Origin of the sequence: Shewanella sp. 10N.286.52.B9, from assembly GCF_002873635.1 — a bacterium.
In the GTDB taxonomy this organism is placed as follows: domain Bacteria; phylum Pseudomonadota; class Gammaproteobacteria; order Enterobacterales; family Shewanellaceae; genus Shewanella.
The window spans coordinates 1-19206 of the sequence record NZ_MCTY01000228.1; the positions used below are offsets into that span (position 1 = coordinate 1).

Sequence of the window (19206 nt, forward strand, 5' to 3'; positions counted from 1 at the left end):
CAGGTTCAACAGCTTATTCAATAGCAGCACAATAATGTTCCAGGCTGCTCAATTCAAACTTCAAAGGTACCACCGCTAAGTCCTTGTTGTAAATCGAATATTTTCGCGAATACGTAAGTATTGCTCAAAATACTGCCGGAAAAAGAATGCGTCTTTGTTTACGAGGTCTATACAATACTTTAAAAAATTTCGCAGTAGATTGATATGTATGGGTTTTCTCGAATGTTACAAAATTATCGATGCGTAAAAAGCTCATTTTACGCATCCTTTGGCGCCAGAATTATCTCAATTTGGAGAAAATCAGTTATACCTGTATAGGCAACCAGTCATTTGGACGACAAGTAAGGCGGTCATAATCGATTAGAAAAAGTAAGGTTATGCTGATTATCCCATTGCTAGCACCAACTCGTTTTGGGTCATAAATAAGCTAGGTAAGCTCTAAAATAGTGGCCAAATTCACCATACCACTACAAAGGAAGTGATAGTGAGAATATCATTTGTCACCTTCGCCTTCAGACAATAATTAATTGAATAGGAATAAAGCCGTAAATCAATTTACACATATTTACCTGTCTTGCGTGTAATTATGCATGAGTTAGATAATTGCGTGTAATTAGAGGTAACAATGAGGGAAAAGACGGGACAGGCATAACTTTTAGGTTGAGCATAACCCACCTTTCAGATTAGGTTTTCTATAGACAAAGCTTTACTCGTCCTACTTACCTTTTGAATAACGAAACTCACTTTGGGGCATAAACGAGTTACCCGCACCAGCTTTAAAATTCATTTATATTAGCTCAGTTACAGCAGGTCATCACTTCAATCTAACCCATTGCCTGCCGCAGGCTTTCGTGCAAGCACGACTGTGACACGCTGCAAGTTCATCCCTGAAAGCTCGGCCATGACTTCCATGTCATGGACGGTCACAGCCGCGCTTACACCGGGATTTTCATCTCTTCGATTTAACTTCATCAGTAACAAAATTTAAAAGCGTGAATGTTCAATTTGAATTGATGACGTTGAAGAAAATAGCGTGAGCCTGACAGGACGTCAGGCTAGCTTTCGCGGTGCATGGATGCACCATCGGAAGCGTTAGCATTTTCGAATAAGTCTTAAGTTAGCAAAAAATGAAGTTAAAAGCTGGATCAATCCCCATCGAAAATTATGCGCTTTTCAGCATTTTTCGTTAGGGGCGCTGAGGGATATCCAAAAGGGGAACAAGCGCTTTTCCCCTTTTGGTCTGGTGTGGGCGAAGCACCACGACTTTGATTTTTCACATGCAAAATAAATTGAGGGCAAGCGTGAGTGTGGAAAGACACAATGTTAATCCAAACGGAGTTTGGAAATACACAAAGGAAACTGACGGTTTAAATCTGATCTGGGCGAAGCACCATGACCTTGATTTGTTCAAAATGGCAGTCTAGATTTGGGCATAAAAAAAGAGAGCCTATTGGCTCTCTTGATAATCCTGAAGGGGAGTAACAGGATTATTTCCAGCTTTTCATCTTATGGCCTTTAACGGCATAAAATAAAATGAATAGATAACATGGGATCATCACTAAGTAGCCGCCTTGCATGCCAAGGGAGGTTGCTGAGCTGGTTAAGCCCCAGAATACTGGGCCAAATGCGCCACCAGCAATACCCATGATGAGTAGTGCTGAACCTGTGCTGGTTAGTTTACCCATACCAGATAAGGCTAACGGCCAAACTGCTGGCCAAACAATTGCGTTAGCCAAGCCTAAAAAGGCAATTAACAATAAGGTATCTGGCAGTTGTGCGCCACCAAATGGCACTAATACAGTGTCAGAAATAGCCGTTGAGCTGCTATCACCAAATACAATACCAAAGGACAACACCACCCCAAGTATGGCGCTAATAAGTAGCGCATTAGGCTGAGATATAAACCGTGGAATACAAATAATCCCTAAGGTGTAACCCACTACCATGCATATCATGGTGTATGAGGTCATCACCCCATAGTTTTCAACCCCTAAGGTGAGTGCATACGTACCAATGGTATCGCCAGCGATTACCTCAACAGCCACATACACAAACAAGGCCACCACCCCAAGGGCTAAGTTGGGTTTTGCTAGTGCCTGTTTAATTTGACCTTTACTGGTGCCCTCTTCTGCTTCGTCTTGTTCAAGCTCTGGTAGCGGTGATTTCTTAACAGCATAGGCTAAAATACCAATGAAGATTGCCATGCCTAAATACGGCAGAATTAAGCTGTTAGCCATTTCATCAATTTGAACCTGACTTAGGGTGGTGCCGACGCGATCTTTAAAGCTATCAAGGATTAATGCGGTAAACACCATAGGAGCAATAACACCCGCGCCTTTATTCAAAATCCCCATAACACTAACGCGTGCTGCAGCAGACTCTTCAGGGCCTAAGCGAACCACATAAGGGTTAACAGCGGTTTGTAATAATGTTTGTCCGGTGCCCATAACCAGTTGCGCGAGTAAGAACAAAGCAAACACTTGGGTTTTAGCGGCTGGAATAAAGAGTAAACCCGCCACCATCATCACGCCCATACCCAGCGCCATACCGTTTTTATAGCCCACTTTACGGATGACCCAAGCTGAAGGTAGTGCGGTAAAAGTTACTGCAATATAAAAAGAGAATAGAATTAGTGACGCTTGAAAAGGGCTTAACTGAAGGATTTGCTTTAGATATGGCATTAACGAACCATTAAGCCAAGTCGCAAACCCTAATACGAAAAAGAGTATTGCCACAATGGCCATGGGCACTATGCTGCTTTTTTGCTGACTATTATTCATTGTTGTTTCCATAAACCCTGCTTCTTATTGTCATTGATATTTCAGCACTGACTTACTACTAGTGCCCCATATGAGTCTTATTATTATTGAGTTTTTATCAACAATTTGACCTAGCAATGTTGCTGCAGATCATAATCGTTGTGCATTTCATGTTAAAACATAAACACAGCAAAGACAACGCTGTCATTTCATTAGCAACTAAACATCATTGATCACACCACAAGCCCCAAAATAAATCTTGCATGCAGTTCTTAGTGACAGTCCATAGTGACAGTTCTAATAAACAGCTCTCAGAGGCAGCTCTTAGAAACAGCTCAATAAACAATCATTAGATGCGAATAAAAATTTTACGTTGATAAAGCCACAATAAAATTAGCCATTGCACTGTCAGTAAGCTCAGTACAAAGAGTAATGGTTGCCAGTCTGCTGGGGTGGCGCGAATAAAGCCGCCCAATAAACTATTGGCTAAGTATTGCCAATTAACCAGACTAGATGCGATATAGATGATGATGGCATTAGTGCCAATCACCACAAAAACAAAGGCCCATTTGTGCCATTTAAGTACGTCGATAATGGCGTAAAAAATGGCGAGTAAGATAATACTCCAACCACTGGTTACCAACACAAAACTGCTGGTCCATAAGTCTTTATTGACCGGAATAATCAAGTCTAATAGCCAGCCTAATGACAATAACGCCGCACCAATAATCACCATACTCATGACTTTTAGCCATTCACCCCTAAGCCCCCATAAGGGCGGCTTGGCTTTAACAATATAGTGACCGACAAACACACCGATTAAGCCATTTACCACCGCAGGCAGTGTGGATAGCACCCCTTCAGGATCTACGGCTCTATTTTGATATGCGCTACCAGGCAGCAGTATTGAATCCACGTAAGCGTTAATACTATTTTCGGCGCTAAAGCGGGCAAAGGTTTGGCTTGTTTGATTAACAGCTGCTTGAGCTAATTCTGGGTTTTGAACTAGCCCAGAATATAGCGTGAGATCGGGATAAGGAAGATATAACTGAATAAGCCCATAGCCAATTAATAGACTAATGGCGACAATAATTTGGGTTCTAAGGCTGGTATGCCACACCAACATCGCGCCTATAAACCATGCAAAACCAATACGTGCCAACACACTGGCATAACGCACACTGTCGGGATCTGCAGGCATACCAACGCCCCAACCATGATTATAAAGTACCCCTAAAAAAATCAGTAAACCAAGGCGCTTTATAGCATGACGATACAAGGGCAGCCGCTGCTGCATTGGTAGTTTATCTAAGCGTTTTGGTGACAGGCCTAAAGCCACACCGGAGAGGAAAATAAACAGCGGGAATATAACATCATAAAAGGTAAATCCATGCCATTGACTGTGATGCATTTGGCCGTCAAACCAATTCCACCCAGCCCAGCCGGTTAATATAAATAATCCAGCAAATAGGCCCTCACCGCCAAGGATCCAAAACATGTCAAAACCGCGCAGGGCGTCCAATGACATTAATCTTGGCTTCAAAGCGGTTTTAGTCGACATACATTAACCTTTATCGCATCGGCTAAAAACCACATCGCCATTAATATAGGTTTGGTTAACTTGATAACGCGAGTTATCGTTTGCATTAGCAGCTAACAACACTAAGTCTGCGCGCTGACCTACGGCTATGGTGCCAAGCTTAGCTTGCTGTAGATACTGCGCTGGATATAACGATGCCATTCTAAGGGCTTCTTCATAACTGAGGCCAAGCATGCTAACCGTATTGTTAACTGCGCCAACCATATCAAGTACGCAACCTGCTAGCTCACCTGATTTGGCATTGAGCCTATCACCTTGACGTATGACCTCGGTGCCAAACAGTTCAAAGCTGGCATCATCATCCAGTCCCACCGGTGGCATAGCATCGGTTACTAACATGATTTTGCCTTGGGGCTTAGCTTTAAGGGCAACTTTTGCAGTCGCACTGTGAACATGGTGGCCATCGACAATCAATCCGCACCATGCTGCATCACTTTCTAGCGCTGCGCCCACCATGCCCGGCTCACGAGAGCCAAAGCCTGACATGGCATTAAACAAATGTGTAAAACCGTTAGCGCCAGCATTTAACGCCGCCAGCACAGTGTCATAATCGGCATTTGAGTGACCTAAGCACACCTTTACGTCGTTAGCGATTAAGGTTTTTATCACCTCAACTGAGACATTTTCAGGGGCTAAAGTGACCACTTTTATACCAAGATCTTGTCGTGAAAATATCGCCAGTTCTTCATCTGAAATACTGCGAATAAACGATTGTGGATGCACGCCTTTTTTAGGCACACTTAAATGTGGCCCTTCAAAGTGAATCCCTAACACGCCTGCAGATTGCAGCTTAATAGCCTCGGCAACGGCATCAGCGGCTTGCGCCATCACCTCAACTTTATCGGTAATGAGCGTCGGCAGAAAACCGGTCGTACCAAATTGAGCATGTGCTCGACCTATGGTCTCAATACAATCAAGGGTTGGTGCGCTATTAAACAGTGCCCCGCCGCCGCCATTAACTTGAACATCAACAAACCCTGGCACTAACGTGCCTTGTAAACGCACTTCTTTCGCATTCGATACTGAATCTAAGGCGATGATGTGGCCGTCTTCAATAGAGATCACCGCATCTTGATGAAATTGCTGTCCATCAAAAAAACCGTCTGCTATTAGGGTTTGTCTCATAATGTTCTCTTTATATTGCGTTAATCTTTAACTGCTTACTTCTTAATGCTTAATGCTTAATGCTTAATGCGTACAGTCGAGCCAAACTTATAGTGTTTGAGTGACTTTTTTCAAACCTTCTGGCTGATCTGGGTCAATACCACGGGCAACAGCAACGGCGGCTACATCGATATAAAAACGTTGTAGCAATGCTAATGGCGCAACACGCGGGTGTATTTCAGATGATGTTTGATTTAAATGCACCAAGTCTGCGCCACGTTGTTTTACGTTTTCTATTTGCTCGATATGGCTTTCATAAGACTCATCATTAATGCAGGCATCGACAATAGCCAGTTTCTTTTCAACCAAAGTCACCGGCCCATGTAAAAACTCAGCGCTACTGAATGACTCGGCATGAATAGAGCAAACCTCTTTCATTTTAAGGGCAATTTCTTTGGTTACCGCATAACCTAAACCACGACCTAAAACCACAAGGTTATTAACCCCTGCTAAAGACTCGGCGGTTAATTGCGGCGCTGCGTCAACGGCGGTTTGTAATGCAGCAGGCATTGAATCAACGGCTGCAGCTAACGACTCACTTTGAGTCCACTCAGCAGTTAACTGCACAATGGCTGATAAAGTCGCTAAGTAGCTTTTGGTCGCTGCGACGGCTTTTTCTTCACCCGCTCTAAGCGGTAATACCACATCGACAATATCTTTAATTGGTGCTGTTTCATCGTTGACTAATGCGACACAAAAAGCGCCTGCTTCTTTAGCCATTCTCGCTTGAGCCAATATATCTGGGCTACGGCCTGATTGTGAAATAACAATCACTAATCCGCCTTCAAGTTGTAAGCTTTTACCATAAACACTGGCAACTGATGGCGCTGCAGCAAAAGTTGGAATGCCCACTTCAATTTCAAATAAGTATTTAGCAAATACCCCTGCGTGATCTGATGAGCCACGACCAACAATCATCACAAACTTTGGCTTAAAACTACGTAGTTTTTCACCAAGCTCTTTGGTTAAGCCAGCATTAGCAGCCAGTTGCTCAGCGATTTTCTGCGGTGCTGAACGCGCTTCACGTTCCATAATTGTATTTGTCATCGAGTTAACCTTAATTTATGTTCAAGTTGATCCATTGAGGTATCAAGTTACTGAGCAGTGCATGGCGATGAATTTATCGTTGACACTGAAAATTTTAAGCGAGTTCAAGATAATTTGGCGAGTTACAGACTCTTGCCGTTATCTGCGGCAAACTGTTGCTGCGCAAACAAGATAGCGCCGATTTCTGGTGGTGATAGCGCTTCAGCCACTTTGCTAGCCACATCAATATCTAACCAATGTAATAATGGCTCTGCTAGGCCGCCAATCATCGAAAAACGACTAGGATGAATGGCAAATAACTTTCTGGCCATTTCACTAATATAACCCGCTCCCTGTTGCACAATATCAATGGCAACCTCATCACCATTGTCGGCGCATAACAGCACAATACGGGCTAATTTGGCGTAGGTGCTTGAAGACTGTCCGGCAAGATGCTCGACAATGCCCATGGCATCATCAACATTAAAGTGTGCTAGTAATAATTGTGTTAGTGCGGTGTCGGCGGCAAAGCCGTCTAAATTCAGTAATACATGCTCAGCGGCTTTTTGGCCTAACCATGCGCCACTGCCTTTGTCACCTAATGCAAAGCCATGGCCGCCAATTAATAAACTTTGCTCGCCTACATGGGCAAAGCCACAAGAGCCAGTACCGGTAATAATCACGGCACCATCATCGCCGTTATGGGCACCAATACAGGCAGTATGTAAGTCTGTGGTGAGGTACATTTTGGCAAACGGGTGCTGCCAGTTGTTCACTTGGTCAAACAAACGCGGCACATTCACGCCAGCGAGGCCGACACCGGCGATTAACTGCTGAGCGTAGCTTGGTGCTAAGTTTGCATCTGCCAAGGCAAGCTTGGTTGATTCGATAATTGAATTAAAAGTTTGTTCTAGTCCGTGAAGAGGATTAGCTCTACCTGCTACACCAGTGCCAATTACACCTTTTTGTGGGCAAAATATGCTGGCGCGGCACTTACTGCCACCACCGTCAATTCCGATATAAAGCTGTGATTCATTTTGCTGATTAACGCTCATGACATCCCTCTTGTCTCTATTACCCAAGCCTTTTATAACTGATTTTTATAGGCTCTTTTGTAAGTTAACTTTATGTTACACCACAAATGACAGCGTTGTCATTTACTTTTTGTGGTGTTTATAAAACAAACATCGAAGTAACTATTAAAGCTCTGATTTATATTGATTTTAGCTAGGTAATTAAATTGAAAGTTTTGGATGTTTTGCTGATTTTCTTTTAAAAAAGGACGTTAACCATTCGATTAACGTCCTTTGTATTTAGTTAACTGCACAGCAATAAAAGCCAGCTATAAAAACAACGAGCGCCCTTTGCGTTTTCCTGATGCGGAAATTGCTCTTATCTCAATATTACCTGATACCTTTACCGGAGCTTGGTATTCAAGCCATGATGCTGTTTCAGCAGCGTTATTGTCACTCTCTTCACTGAGTTGACGATACTCAATCTTAAGCCCTGGAAAGGCAATATTGGCATAAAGCAGTCCAGCTTCAATTTTTGCCCCAACGGTTGGCACCCGATATTCAATGTTAGCCACATCTAACTTAGCCAGCTCTTTATGGCCTAAGGTATTAGCGATGTCATTCCATTGCTGTTGCTGCTGCTTACGCATATCAGCAGTAAAGTAACCTGAGTTTTGATGATAAACCGCGCCTTGATACTGATATGGCACTTCCCACTTTGCTTTATGCCAAGCTTTTTCAGCTAGCATTAGCAGCCGTGGAAACATCATATATTCAGCGACTTCATCACTGCGAATAGTTTCACTCCAGATTTGACCTTGAATACCACTAAAGCCTTTACCTTGTTGTAATGGCGCTGAGGTCACCTTACCTTGCTCATCTTTTTTAACGCTATCGTCGGCGGTAAAGGGGTTATTTTCGATATCATTCCATTGTTCCGCATTCGCAGGTAAGTTATCTGGCATAAAACTAAACAATTTTTGGCTGTTTAGCGCTCGGGTCGCCCAGTAGTAACCATGCTCTTTAGGATCAGCCTCATAGGGGAAATCAAAGTACAACACTTCAGGGTTTGAAAGCACAGTATCCCAACCTAAATTGGCTTGGCTGTGGGCTCTTTGATAACCATGGTGTGAAATCACATCCCAAATGTTGGTTTGTGATTTAGCCGGCATATTGTCTGCATTAGTATGGCTCATACCATCGCTCCAACCTGCAGGTTCAATACCTTTAGCGCTGACCATATTGGCGACGCGCTCAATAAAATAAGCACCTAAATCATCGATCGATTTAACCCCTTTGTCATTGTTAGCAACAAAGTCTACGCATTGTGGTGATTGCTTCCACGCCCCTGCCGTTTCATCAGCGCCAATGTGGTAGCGTTTTAGCGGATGGCCTGCTTGTTGGTGCAATTTAGCAATTTCATCAATGACTTTATCGACAAAGTGATAGGTCGACTCCAAGCACACATTTAGGGTGTTATCGTTATAATACTGCACCGATGAATACACTGTGGTGTCGTTAGCATCTGTCAGTAAGTACTCATTAGCAGCATTATTTTCGCCACTTGCCATAAAATTACGGTAGCGGGCATCCATAGATTTTATCGCTGCACGTGAGTGACCAGGCATATCCATTGACGGGATAACCTCTACTTGGCGGGCGCTGGCATACTGCAAAATGTCTATATAATCGGCTTTGCTATAAAAACCATTTACACTGGCATCAGCAAAAGGGCCACTGCCCAGCTGGGGAATTAAGCAGGTGCTTTCGGTTAAATCATGGCAACGCTTACTACCAATATCAGTAAGCTCAGGTAAGCCATCAATTTCTAAGCGCCATGCTTCATCATCGGCCATATGTAGGTGTAATTTATTGAGCTTATAAGCTGCCATTTGATCGATTAAATCAAATATCAGTTGTTTACTATGAAAGTTACGGGCGACATCAATGTGCATACCACGAAAATCATAACGCGGTGCATCATCAACAACCATAGTATTTATACTGAGTTCTCGAGTATCGATTAACGCTGCAAGTGACGAAAGACCATATGAAAAACCACTGTCGGTGGCGGCGGTAATGGTAATGCCGTCAATGGCCACCTTGAGCTGATAAGCGCCATCAATCCCTTGCTCGTCTGCTGTAACCTTGCTGTTTTTAACAAACGCTAACGACAAGCCTGTATCTGATTGCTTAACCCCAAGTCTCGCTAATCTCGACAAAGCTGCGGCAACTGCTGCTGAGTCAACTTGCTGGTAATTAACCTCAATACCTTGAGACAAATCTACCGGTGTATTACTTGATGTAACGCTAGCACTGAGCGGCGTTGGAATAATGCGATTAATGGCAGCCTCGCGATTAACTACAAGGGCATTATTGGCTTCAAATAACACCTCAGCACGGCTCCACGCTAAGTTATCGGTTGCGGTTCTGCGATATTGCCTTTTTTCATCCGTAAAGGCTTCAACATAGGGTCTAACTTCCATGCCGGTTTCTGCGTCAATACTTAATTGAGTGCTAGCTATCACGACAGGCTCTAAACCATCCACCACAATGTAATAGTTTGGCATTGGGTCAGTTTCAGATAATTGCCATAACTCGCCTCTAAAACCAATGCGTTGGGTTACGCCAGCGCTAAAGCCAGTGAATTGCTCGGTGGGGGCAATTTTATGTAAATCACCTTGTACTCGAGTGATACTAAACTGCGGATTTAACACCGCTTGTACTGGGCGCATTTGACTGAAATAAATTGCCCAGTCGGCATGGGGAATATTAACTGAACTGGTTAAATCAATTTCAGCGATAAAACATTGCTCATCAGGCTGTGTTGCTGAGCAACTTTCTTCAGGGACATTGGTCACCATGCGATAAGTGACTTTTAGATCTGCGGCAAATTGTTTTAGGCTTGCTTGAGTCCAAGCGCTATCAGCGGCTTGATTAGCCTTATGTTGCAGATCTGAACCATTAGCTGATTGAGCATCATCAGACGTAGAAGGAGCTGAAGAATACTGGCAACCCACTACGCCTATTGATAGTAATAATGCTGATGCAAGGATGGTCTTTTTCATATATTCCTCAATTTATCCCTAAATGATCATCTGATGAGATGCCGCGCGTTGACTGACTACTGACGTTAGCCTATTTTAGCTAAATTACCGCAGCTAATTTTTAGCGGCAACAGTATTTAATTGATTCAATTTATTAGTGTATTTAGCCTGTTCAATATCTATGTCTCGTTAACTGCTAGGTTTTATCCTTACTAAGAAACCGGCAAAAAAATAGCTGGGAACAAAAATTGTACCCAGCTTATACTCGTTTCTGGGGAGAGACTAAAAGTATAAATTAATGCTATTTCGCCCGACCGAAATAGCATTAAGGCATGGATAATAGGGACCTATAAATTATCCATGTCGACCTTAAAACAACGATTCACACACAAGCAATGACAACGCTGTCATTTAATAATCTACCGAATATAGAACGAGATTTCTACATTTTTTTTATGTTTTGACACAGGTTTGCAACAATAGACATTAAAAACAAATAATAACAGTGGCTTAATTGCTTAAATTAAGCTTAATTGGCTTAGTGATAACCAAGAATATTGGCATCTAGTGGTAAAGAAAGGATTGAATGAAGTGAAAAGCTTTAAGCAAAAGAATCTTATGCTAAATATGCTACTAATAAAAAAGGCATTATTTCAATATATGAAATAATGCCTTAATACGCGCGATACAATAAGATTAAGCTTTAGCCATGATCTCAGTGCGTGCTAGACGGTTAACTTGGTTTAACGATGCTAAATGACCATAGATAGGACCTAGTAAGCCGCGCTTTCTAAGTTCTAAGTAATCTTCATCTGACAATTCATTTAATTTAGCTTCATCAATTAAGTATAAGCCATTGATGTTGCGCTTCTCACCCGCTACATCAACCGTTAATGTTTGGGTTGTTAGTAACTCTTTTTCAGCCAAGAAACCAAGAATGTTGCGGCTTGCTTGATCTTGCTCAAAATGCGCGATTAAGGCTTTTTTGCGGTTTTCTAAGTAAGCAGACTCTTGCTCACCTTCAAATAATGCTTGGCCTTCAGTCTTGCTGACTTCAGCAGCAGATTCGCGAATACCAATCCATACTTTGTCTTTTACTTCTGGGTTAAGTACTAATCCAAGTGGATAGTCACGGACAACAGCAGGGATATATAGTCCTTGCCACTTGCCGTCTTTAATACTCAGGTTTTGACCAGGCTTAAGACCTAACATAGCAACAGCTTGGAATTCACCGCTATCAGTGTTTTTAACGAATACAATTGGGTATTCTGTAGCTGCACGAGCAATCTCATGCAAAGTTACTGGAACAATATGTTGATCTGCAACGTGTGCAAAATTAGTTGCGGTAATTTTTAAATCACCGTGCTTTGCGTGTTCAAGTAACGTAATTTGGTTAGACATCTTGGCTCCTTCAGGCGCTTCTAATCAATAATGATATACATAAAAATAGGGATTCAAATCCCTTTTGTTTTAAACTTTTGCTAGTAGATTAAAATAAAAAATCCCAAAATCTTTAGCTGATGACTTATTATAAAGCCCACTATCATTTAATCTGCAGCTTACGTTACCGTATCAAGCAATAAAGTACCACTAGCTATTCGCTGATATTTCACCTAAATCGTGCCAACTTTCATCTAAAAGTATAAATTTTATTCAACTGGGGTTTTAAGCTCATTAAAGCCAGTGGCTAAACCTTTTGTAAACCGTAACGGTTAATTTTATCAAGCAGCGCTCGATGCTCTGGTAAGTCTAGCGCCAGCTTGTGGCCTATTTGCTGTATTTTATTGGCCTGCTGCTGGGCATTTTTAAGATACACAGTGTCGAGCGACGGGTTATTAGTTTGGTAATGCATCCCGTATAAAACATACAGATAATTATCAATATTAAACACTTCGTAGCGTGAGAATAGATCATCGGTTATCGGACTAAAGCTCTGCCATAATTGTAATTTTTGTTGCAAGGATTCAGGTATCGTTTCAGGCTTTTGATTATCTAACCAAAAATCACTGTCAGTTCTATCTGAAATGCAATAATGCAACTTAGCAAACTCCACTACTCGCTCCCACGCGTAACCTATAGTGTGATTAAAGCGCTCAGACAATGCTGGCATTTGCGCCAGTGTCTGCGGTAGTCGCTTAGCTAAGTAACCGGCGGCAAAATCAGTTAATAGTATTGAGGTTGCCTCGATTGGCTCTAAAAAGCCTTGTGCTAGGCCTAATGCTACACAGTTTTTTGCCCAAAACTGTTCGCGGTAGCCCACTTTCATGGGGATTTCACGATGGTGTAACTGGTTTAGTTTTCCGCCCAAATAACGGTTAAACTTTTGCTCAGCTTGTGCGCTTGTCATGTGGTTATCAGAATACACAAAACCAGTACCGCGGCGCTCTGGCAAAGCGATATCCCAAATCCAGCCTGCTTGATGCGCTGTGGCAATGGTAAAAGGGGCAATCGCTTCAGTAATGTCTGTCGGCACTTGGGCAACAATGGCTTTATTCACCAATAACTGATGGGATTTATCCACAAAGCCGACGTTAAGCTTTTTGGCTAACAAAATGGACTCAAAGCCACTGCAGTCGATATAAAAATCAAAAGCTAACTCGCCGAGCTTATCAGTTTTTAAGCGGCTGATATTGCCTACATCATCTATTGCGGCATCTAATACATTAGCTTTGAGATGTTTAACGGCGTATTTGCTTGTGGCGTTAGTGGCTAATAATTTAGCAAATTTTGCTGCATTTAAATGATAAGCATAGCTAACAGAGCCAGCGTATTCAGGGGTAGTGATGGATTTAGGAGCCTTTAACGCCTCACAAATATAATGCTGAGGTGAAACCATTGCACTATAGGGCATATCCTCAGTGGCGGTTTGGTTCCAAAATGCGCTTAGGTCATCGCCCAATGGGCTTGGTACATCAAATAAGTGATGGTAGCGATTATCTGCGCCATGTTTGGTTTTATCGAGCCAGTTTCGAAATTGGATAGATTGCTTGAAGCTCACATCACACTGCTGAATAAACTCGGTTTCGCTTATTCCAAAGCTTTGTAATGACTGCCTAATCGCAGGTACAGTGCCTTCACCAACACCAATGGACGGAATATCAGGAGACTCGATTAACGTAACGGACACATCAGCCAATGATTGCACCGCTTTACCAATATGATTTGCAGCAAGCCAACCTGCTGTGCCACCACCGATAATAACAATCTTCTGCACTTTCATATTACGCCTCTTAACTGTTAACTGTAGATAAGTCGCTAATTGGATTTTAACCGTATTTACCAGTGGAAAGTTAAAATCAAAAAGCCTAGCAAGTGCTAGGCTTTTTATGCTTCTAAATCAGATTAAAAACGTAAGTTTAAACCTAACTTATAACGAGCTTCACCTTCAAAGCTCCATGCTGGGTAACCACCTTTTAGCTCAGGCTTAACGTCAGCATCATCAGGTGCAACACCTAATTGAACACTGTCTTCTTCAAGTAAGTTAACTACTTCAAATGTGATACCTAAGTAATCAGTGATATTGTAGTTAGCACTTAAATCAAGTGTACCGAAGTCTTGATGTTCACGGTTACCGTAGAAACCTGGTAACTCACGCATCATGTATTCACTACGCCAGTTATAAGCAACACGTGCTGAGAAGTCATCCATCTCGTAGTAACCAACTAAGTTAACAGTGTGCTTAGAAGAGTCAGAAAATACGCTAACTTGATCAGGGTAGTTCTCAGCTGCAGCATCAGAATCAGCAAAGGTATAGTTAGCAGAGTAACCAAAGCCGTTGTCAAAACCATCTTGGATTTGCAGCTCTATACCTTGGATTTGACCGCCAGTACCATTTTTCTTCGTTGAAACAGTCCAGTTATCTTCACCTGAATTAGGATCAACAATACCAATGCTTTGATCTAGCTTCTGCTCTGAGGTGATAAAAGAGCTGATATCTTTGATAAAGTAAGAAGCACTCATTAACCCGTCAGGACTGAAATACCATTCCACACCTAAATCAGCTTGAGTCGCTTTAAATGGCTCAAGGGCGATATTACCGGTACTAACCACTTGGTTACCTGCAACGTCATCGTTGTAACCTTGCAGTGCCGAAGCTGCAAACATATCAGCATAATTAGGACGTGAAATCACTTGTGATGCTGAAGTACGGATAATGACATCTGGCGCCACATCAAATGCAACGTTGATACTTGGCAATACGTCATTATAACTTGCATCTTTAGTGCTTAAGTTATCGGCATAAGTACCATCAGCTTGCAGCGCGAAATAATCAGATGATGCATCTGTTGATATATAACGTAAGCCGAAGTTACCGCGCATACCGTCTGACTCAAAATTAGCCATTAAATATAACGATAGGTTTTCTTCGTTAATGGTGCCGTAGCCAGCCTTATATACGGTGCCTTCTGTCGAGAAACCATTAATTGCAGCCTTAGCATCCTTTAACATGGCATCCATATCTGGCTTAGGTAAGGTATAACCTGCACCCGATGAAATTTGACCACTGTAATATGCTGATGCATCTTTTGCTGCTATATCAGCATTAACGATTGCAGGTAAAGTTAACGTGCTAACATCATGATCTGCATAACGAACACCTGTTTTGAATGAGGTAATCGCACCTAAATCAGTCGGAATAGTAAAGTCTAATTGTGCGTAAGTTTCTTCATCTGAGTTTGGCTGCTTTTTAAGTGCCCAACCTGCAGGGGACAATTGACCACCAAAGTCATCTGCGGTGAAGTTTTTATTAGCAACATCTATTTTGATGATTTCACCAGTCGCATCATAAGTACCAGCATAATCAGCAGCGGTACCTAACCAGAAACCATAGTTAGAAGTTAAATCAGTACCACCTTCAGACTTGGTGTTACCCACACGACCTTCTACTTTAAACATGTCATTTTCGTAATCGAAATTGAAATCGTAAGTATTTGAGTCCATGCTAGCTTGGCGCGCCCAAGTTTGTGCCCAACCTGGGTTTTCACCATTACCATCACGGCGATAGAAAGTACAAGTGCCTAAAGAGTTACGCTGTTCACACGCTTCGTCTTTATCATCTGGGAACATCACGAATAATGAGGTATTTGCGTTGTTCGCTTTCATGTCCAGACTCATAATGTCTAAACCGAAATTTAAATTATCTGTTGGACTGTATTGGAATGAACCGTTAATAGCAGTACGTTCACGCTCTTGTTCAAAAGTCGTCGGAACAATATCACCCCAACCAATTAATGACTCAATACCATTGCGTTGATAAGTTGTTTCTGAGCCAGCTGCAGAAATTAAGAAACCAAAGTTCTCATCTTCATTTTTCCAGCTGTATAGGCCTGATAATTCAGGATCTGTTTCTTCAGAAATTGTACCGTAGTCGCCTTTAGCACTAAGGAATACAGTATTGGCATCTAAATCTAATGGCTTGCGGGTTTTAACGATAACGGTACCGCCAACACCACCTTCAGGTAAATCAGCCTGAGACGATTTATATACTTCAATTCCACCGACCATTTCTGATGGTAGTAAACTGTAGTTAAAGCTTCTGTCAATTGACTGTTGATCGTACCAACCGGTAGATGCAACTGAATGGCCGTTTAATAATGTACGAGTCAAGCTGCTAGAAGCACCACGAATCGAAACACCTTGGCCTTGACCAAATTGACGGCTCACAGCCACACCTGGTATACGCCCTAATGACTCACCCACGTCACCATCAGGAAATTTACCGATATCTTCAGCCGTTACCGCATCAACAACAGAGTTAGAAAAACGTTTATCATTAACTGAAGCCTTCATCGAGGCACGCATGCCTTTTACTTCAATTTTTTCGATATTTTCGATATTTTCTTCTGTAGTTTCAGCATCTGCTGCAAACGCAGCAACTGAAACCATACTGCCAAGTAGGATAGCAATGTTAGTTGCTAAAACATTTTTCTTAAAATTAATAGGTCGCATCTTCATTTCCCTTCCATAACTTTATTATCGTTTTTGGATACATAACCATTCCAATCGGAATGACAACGCTGTCATGTCTAGAGCAAACATTACACAATATTTAACAGTCTTGCCACAACAAAATAACTTTATTGCAGACAAAATGTGCAAAGCCAGCTTATATAAAACAGATGTAAACACAATTAATAACTAAAAATCAGACACTTAAATGTTGACGATGTTTGTATCAAATTAAGAACAAATAGACTTTAAAGTGAACTCATCCAACCAGAAAAGTAATTCGAGATTGCCTATTAGGATAAAAATAAGCACTATTAGAGTTAAATCGGCTTAGCTTTTGTTTTTACCTACAATATTGATAACCTTCATTTGGGGATGATGGTTATCAATATAAATACAATGCTAAGTTCATCGCCTGAGTTTAAGAGTTAACAAATAATGAAAGTAACCATAAATGATGTTGCCAAACATGCTGGCGTATCAATTAAAACCGTTTCACGGGTCACCAATAACGAATCGTCAGTCAGACAAACCACGGTCGACAAGGTCAATGCAGCAATTAATGAGCTAAATTATCAACCTAACTTAGCAGCAAGAAATCTAGCAAGCACAAAATCCTATGTTATTGGTTTTATTTATGATAACCCCAATGCTTATTATATTATTGATATGCAGAACGGTATTCTTTCTGCCTGCCAAGATAAAGGCTACGAGTTGTTGATCCACCCTTGTAATGCTACCTCTGACACAATTTGTGATGAACTAACCAAAATGGTCAAACACTCTCGGCTATCGGGTTTAGTGCTCACCCCGCCAATGTCAGAAGACCCGAAGATACTTGCAGCACTTGATGAAATAGATGCTAATTATGTAAGAATTATTGCAGGCGAAAGCACTGATGCAGAAAATGGGCTTACTGTACTTGTCAATGATAAACATGGCGCTTTAGAAATTACCCAACACTTAATCGACATGGGTCATAGTGACATTGGATTTTTAAGTGGCGATCAGCAGCATGAATCAACCAAAGAGCGTTTAGGTGGTTTTAAACATGCCCTTGAGCACAATAATCTTAACGTGAATAACGCATGGGTTTTAGATGGAAAATACTCATTCGAATCAGGAGTGGAAGGCGCTAATAAACTGATTAATTTAACCAGACGCCCTACGGCAATCGTTGCGTGTAACGATGAAATTGCCGCCGGAGCATTATTTGCTGCGCGTTTAGCCGGACTTGATATACCAAAAGATTTATCCATTGTAGGATTTGAGGATAGCCCCTTCTCCCGACAGACGTGGCCCAAATTAACCACAGTGCATCAACCAAACGTGAAAATTGCCAAAGTCGCCACTGAACTGTTAATCGCCAATAGCAAAGAAACGACTGAGAAAAAATCGATGGTATTTACGCCTGAGCCGGTTATTCGGGACTCATCAAGCAAACCATGATGGCAATAGTGAGCTTATAATTTATCCCCAATAAAAAAGCCTCAATAAATTATTTATTGAGGCTTTTTTAATTTAATCTATTGTAAATTAAACAGCATCTTCGTTTTCTTCGCCAGTACGGATACGAATAACACGTTCAATATCGGTTACAAATATTTTTCCATCGCCGATTTTACCCGTACGAGCAGTATCAACAATAACCTCAATGGCTTGGTCTAATTGCTCATCTTGGATCACTAATTCAATTTTAACTTTAGGAAGAAAGTCGACCATATATTCCGCACCGCGATAAAGCTCAGTATGTCCTTTTTGGCGGCCAAAACCTTTAACTTCTGACACAGTCATGCCAGTAATGCCTATTTCAGCAAGTGACTCACGCACATCATCCAATTTAAAGGGCTTAATAATGGCTTCTACTTTTTTCATCAACTCACTCCTAATCACTTGGAAAAATATAGATATAAAACTTCATTCTCAAATTTCAATCTATTTATTAATAGTTTGAATACTTGAACTATCTTACTTCAAGCGAGTCTTGATTGCTCATACTTTAATAACGCTTTCACTAAATAGGGATTACTAGCATTGGTCAAAATACCTTCTATACTTTGCTTTCTATAAATTGGCCGGATTGCCAGTTTAAAAAATCAAGGATGATTTTATGAAAAAACCAGTCAAGGGTTTTAACCTCATTGAAGTGATAGTTACATTATCGATTACGAGTATCTTATCAGCCATAACGGTCCCTCATCTAAGTACCGTTTTGAATCATGCAAGAAGTGACAGTAATATTCGATCAATTCAACAGTTGATCCAACTGGGGCGTAATCATGCTATTAGCTTTAGTACTCGTGTCACAATATGCCCTGTTGAAGAAAATCGATGCATTAATGATTGGCAACAAGGTTTCACCATTTTCACCGATGGTGGAGAATCAAATGTAATAAGCGGTAATGATAAAATCATTTATCAAAAAACGGCCTTTAATGAAGAAGATATTGTTTACTACAATAGAAAAGCTATAAGGTTTCAACCTGATGGACTTGCATCGGGTACCAATGGAACCTTTAGATATTGCCCAGACAGTTTTGATAGTCCATATTCAAAAGCGGTTATTATCAATCAATCTGGTAGAGTTCGATTTTCACGAAAAAAGACCATATTATGTAAACCTAACTAAATATTAACTATATTTTAAG

13 protein-coding genes are annotated in these 19206 nt (G+C 41.4%); 2 read left to right on the forward strand and 11 right to left on the reverse strand.

Annotated elements, in window-relative coordinates; genetic code table 11:
• Window positions 1-819: 819 nt before the first annotated feature.
• The 10 genes from BCU91_RS20430 to BCU91_RS19235 form a co-directional block, all read right to left on the reverse strand.
• The gene (locus tag BCU91_RS20430; RefSeq protein ID WP_198590504.1) at window positions 820-972 is read right to left on the reverse strand and encodes a hypothetical protein; all 153 of its coding nucleotides are present in this window, start codon (window positions 970-972) and stop codon (window positions 820-822) included.
• A 515-nt stretch (window positions 973-1487) separates the two neighbouring features.
• Window positions 1488-2792, reverse strand: coding sequence for a sugar MFS transporter (locus BCU91_RS19195; RefSeq protein WP_102439184.1), 1305 nt, complete (start codon window positions 2790-2792; stop codon window positions 1488-1490).
• A gap of 316 nt (window positions 2793-3108) precedes the next feature.
• Complete coding sequence (locus BCU91_RS19200) at window positions 3109-4320, reverse strand: DUF5009 domain-containing protein (protein WP_102532168.1); 1212 nt, start codon at window positions 4318-4320, stop codon at window positions 3109-3111.
• Window positions 4321-4323: 3 nt separating this feature from the next.
• Window positions 4324-5484 carry an N-acetylglucosamine-6-phosphate deacetylase gene (gene nagA / locus BCU91_RS19205; RefSeq protein ID WP_102532169.1) on the reverse strand — a complete coding sequence of 387 codons (1161 nt, stop codon included), beginning with the start codon at window positions 5482-5484 and terminating at the stop codon, window positions 4324-4326.
• 87 nt (window positions 5485-5571) lie between these two features.
• On the reverse strand, window positions 5572-6570 hold the full coding sequence (locus BCU91_RS19210; RefSeq protein WP_102475637.1) for an SIS domain-containing protein: 999 nt from the start codon (window positions 6568-6570) through the stop codon (window positions 5572-5574).
• Window positions 6571-6692: 122 nt separating this feature from the next.
• Window positions 6693-7604 (reverse strand): BadF/BadG/BcrA/BcrD ATPase family protein, encoded by a 912-nt coding sequence (locus BCU91_RS19215; RefSeq protein ID WP_102532170.1) that lies wholly within the window; start codon window positions 7602-7604, stop codon window positions 6693-6695.
• A 287-nt stretch (window positions 7605-7891) separates the two neighbouring features.
• Window positions 7892-10630 (reverse strand): family 20 glycosylhydrolase, encoded by a 2739-nt coding sequence (locus BCU91_RS19220; RefSeq protein ID WP_102532171.1) that lies wholly within the window; start codon window positions 10628-10630, stop codon window positions 7892-7894.
• 675 nt (window positions 10631-11305) lie between these two features.
• Entirely contained in the window at window positions 11306-12010 is a 705-nt protein-coding gene (locus BCU91_RS19225; RefSeq protein ID WP_102439190.1) for a SapC family protein, read from the reverse strand.
• A gap of 286 nt (window positions 12011-12296) precedes the next feature.
• Complete coding sequence (locus tag BCU91_RS19230) at window positions 12297-13829, reverse strand: tryptophan halogenase family protein (RefSeq protein WP_102532172.1); 1533 nt, start codon at window positions 13827-13829, stop codon at window positions 12297-12299.
• Window positions 13830-13951: 122 nt separating this feature from the next.
• Window positions 13952-16558, reverse strand: coding sequence for a TonB-dependent receptor (locus BCU91_RS19235; RefSeq protein ID WP_102532175.1), 2607 nt, complete (start codon window positions 16556-16558; stop codon window positions 13952-13954).
• A 438-nt stretch (window positions 16559-16996) separates the two neighbouring features.
• On the opposite strand from BCU91_RS19235, the gene BCU91_RS19240 reads away from it, so the two are divergent.
• Entirely contained in the window at window positions 16997-18007 is a 1011-nt protein-coding gene (locus BCU91_RS19240) for a LacI family DNA-binding transcriptional regulator (RefSeq protein WP_102532173.1), read from the forward strand.
• An 87-nt stretch (window positions 18008-18094) separates the two neighbouring features.
• Here BCU91_RS19240 and BCU91_RS19245 read toward each other — a convergent pair whose 3' ends face one another.
• Window positions 18095-18433 (reverse strand): P-II family nitrogen regulator, encoded by a 339-nt coding sequence (locus BCU91_RS19245; RefSeq protein ID WP_102475633.1) that lies wholly within the window; start codon window positions 18431-18433, stop codon window positions 18095-18097.
• Window positions 18434-18668: 235 nt separating this feature from the next.
• Here BCU91_RS19245 and BCU91_RS19250 point away from each other — a divergent pair, with 235 nt between their 5' ends.
• Window positions 18669-19187 (forward strand): GspH/FimT family pseudopilin, encoded by a 519-nt coding sequence (locus BCU91_RS19250; protein ID WP_102532174.1) that lies wholly within the window; start codon window positions 18669-18671, stop codon window positions 19185-19187.
• Window positions 19188-19206: the final 19 nt, after the last annotated feature.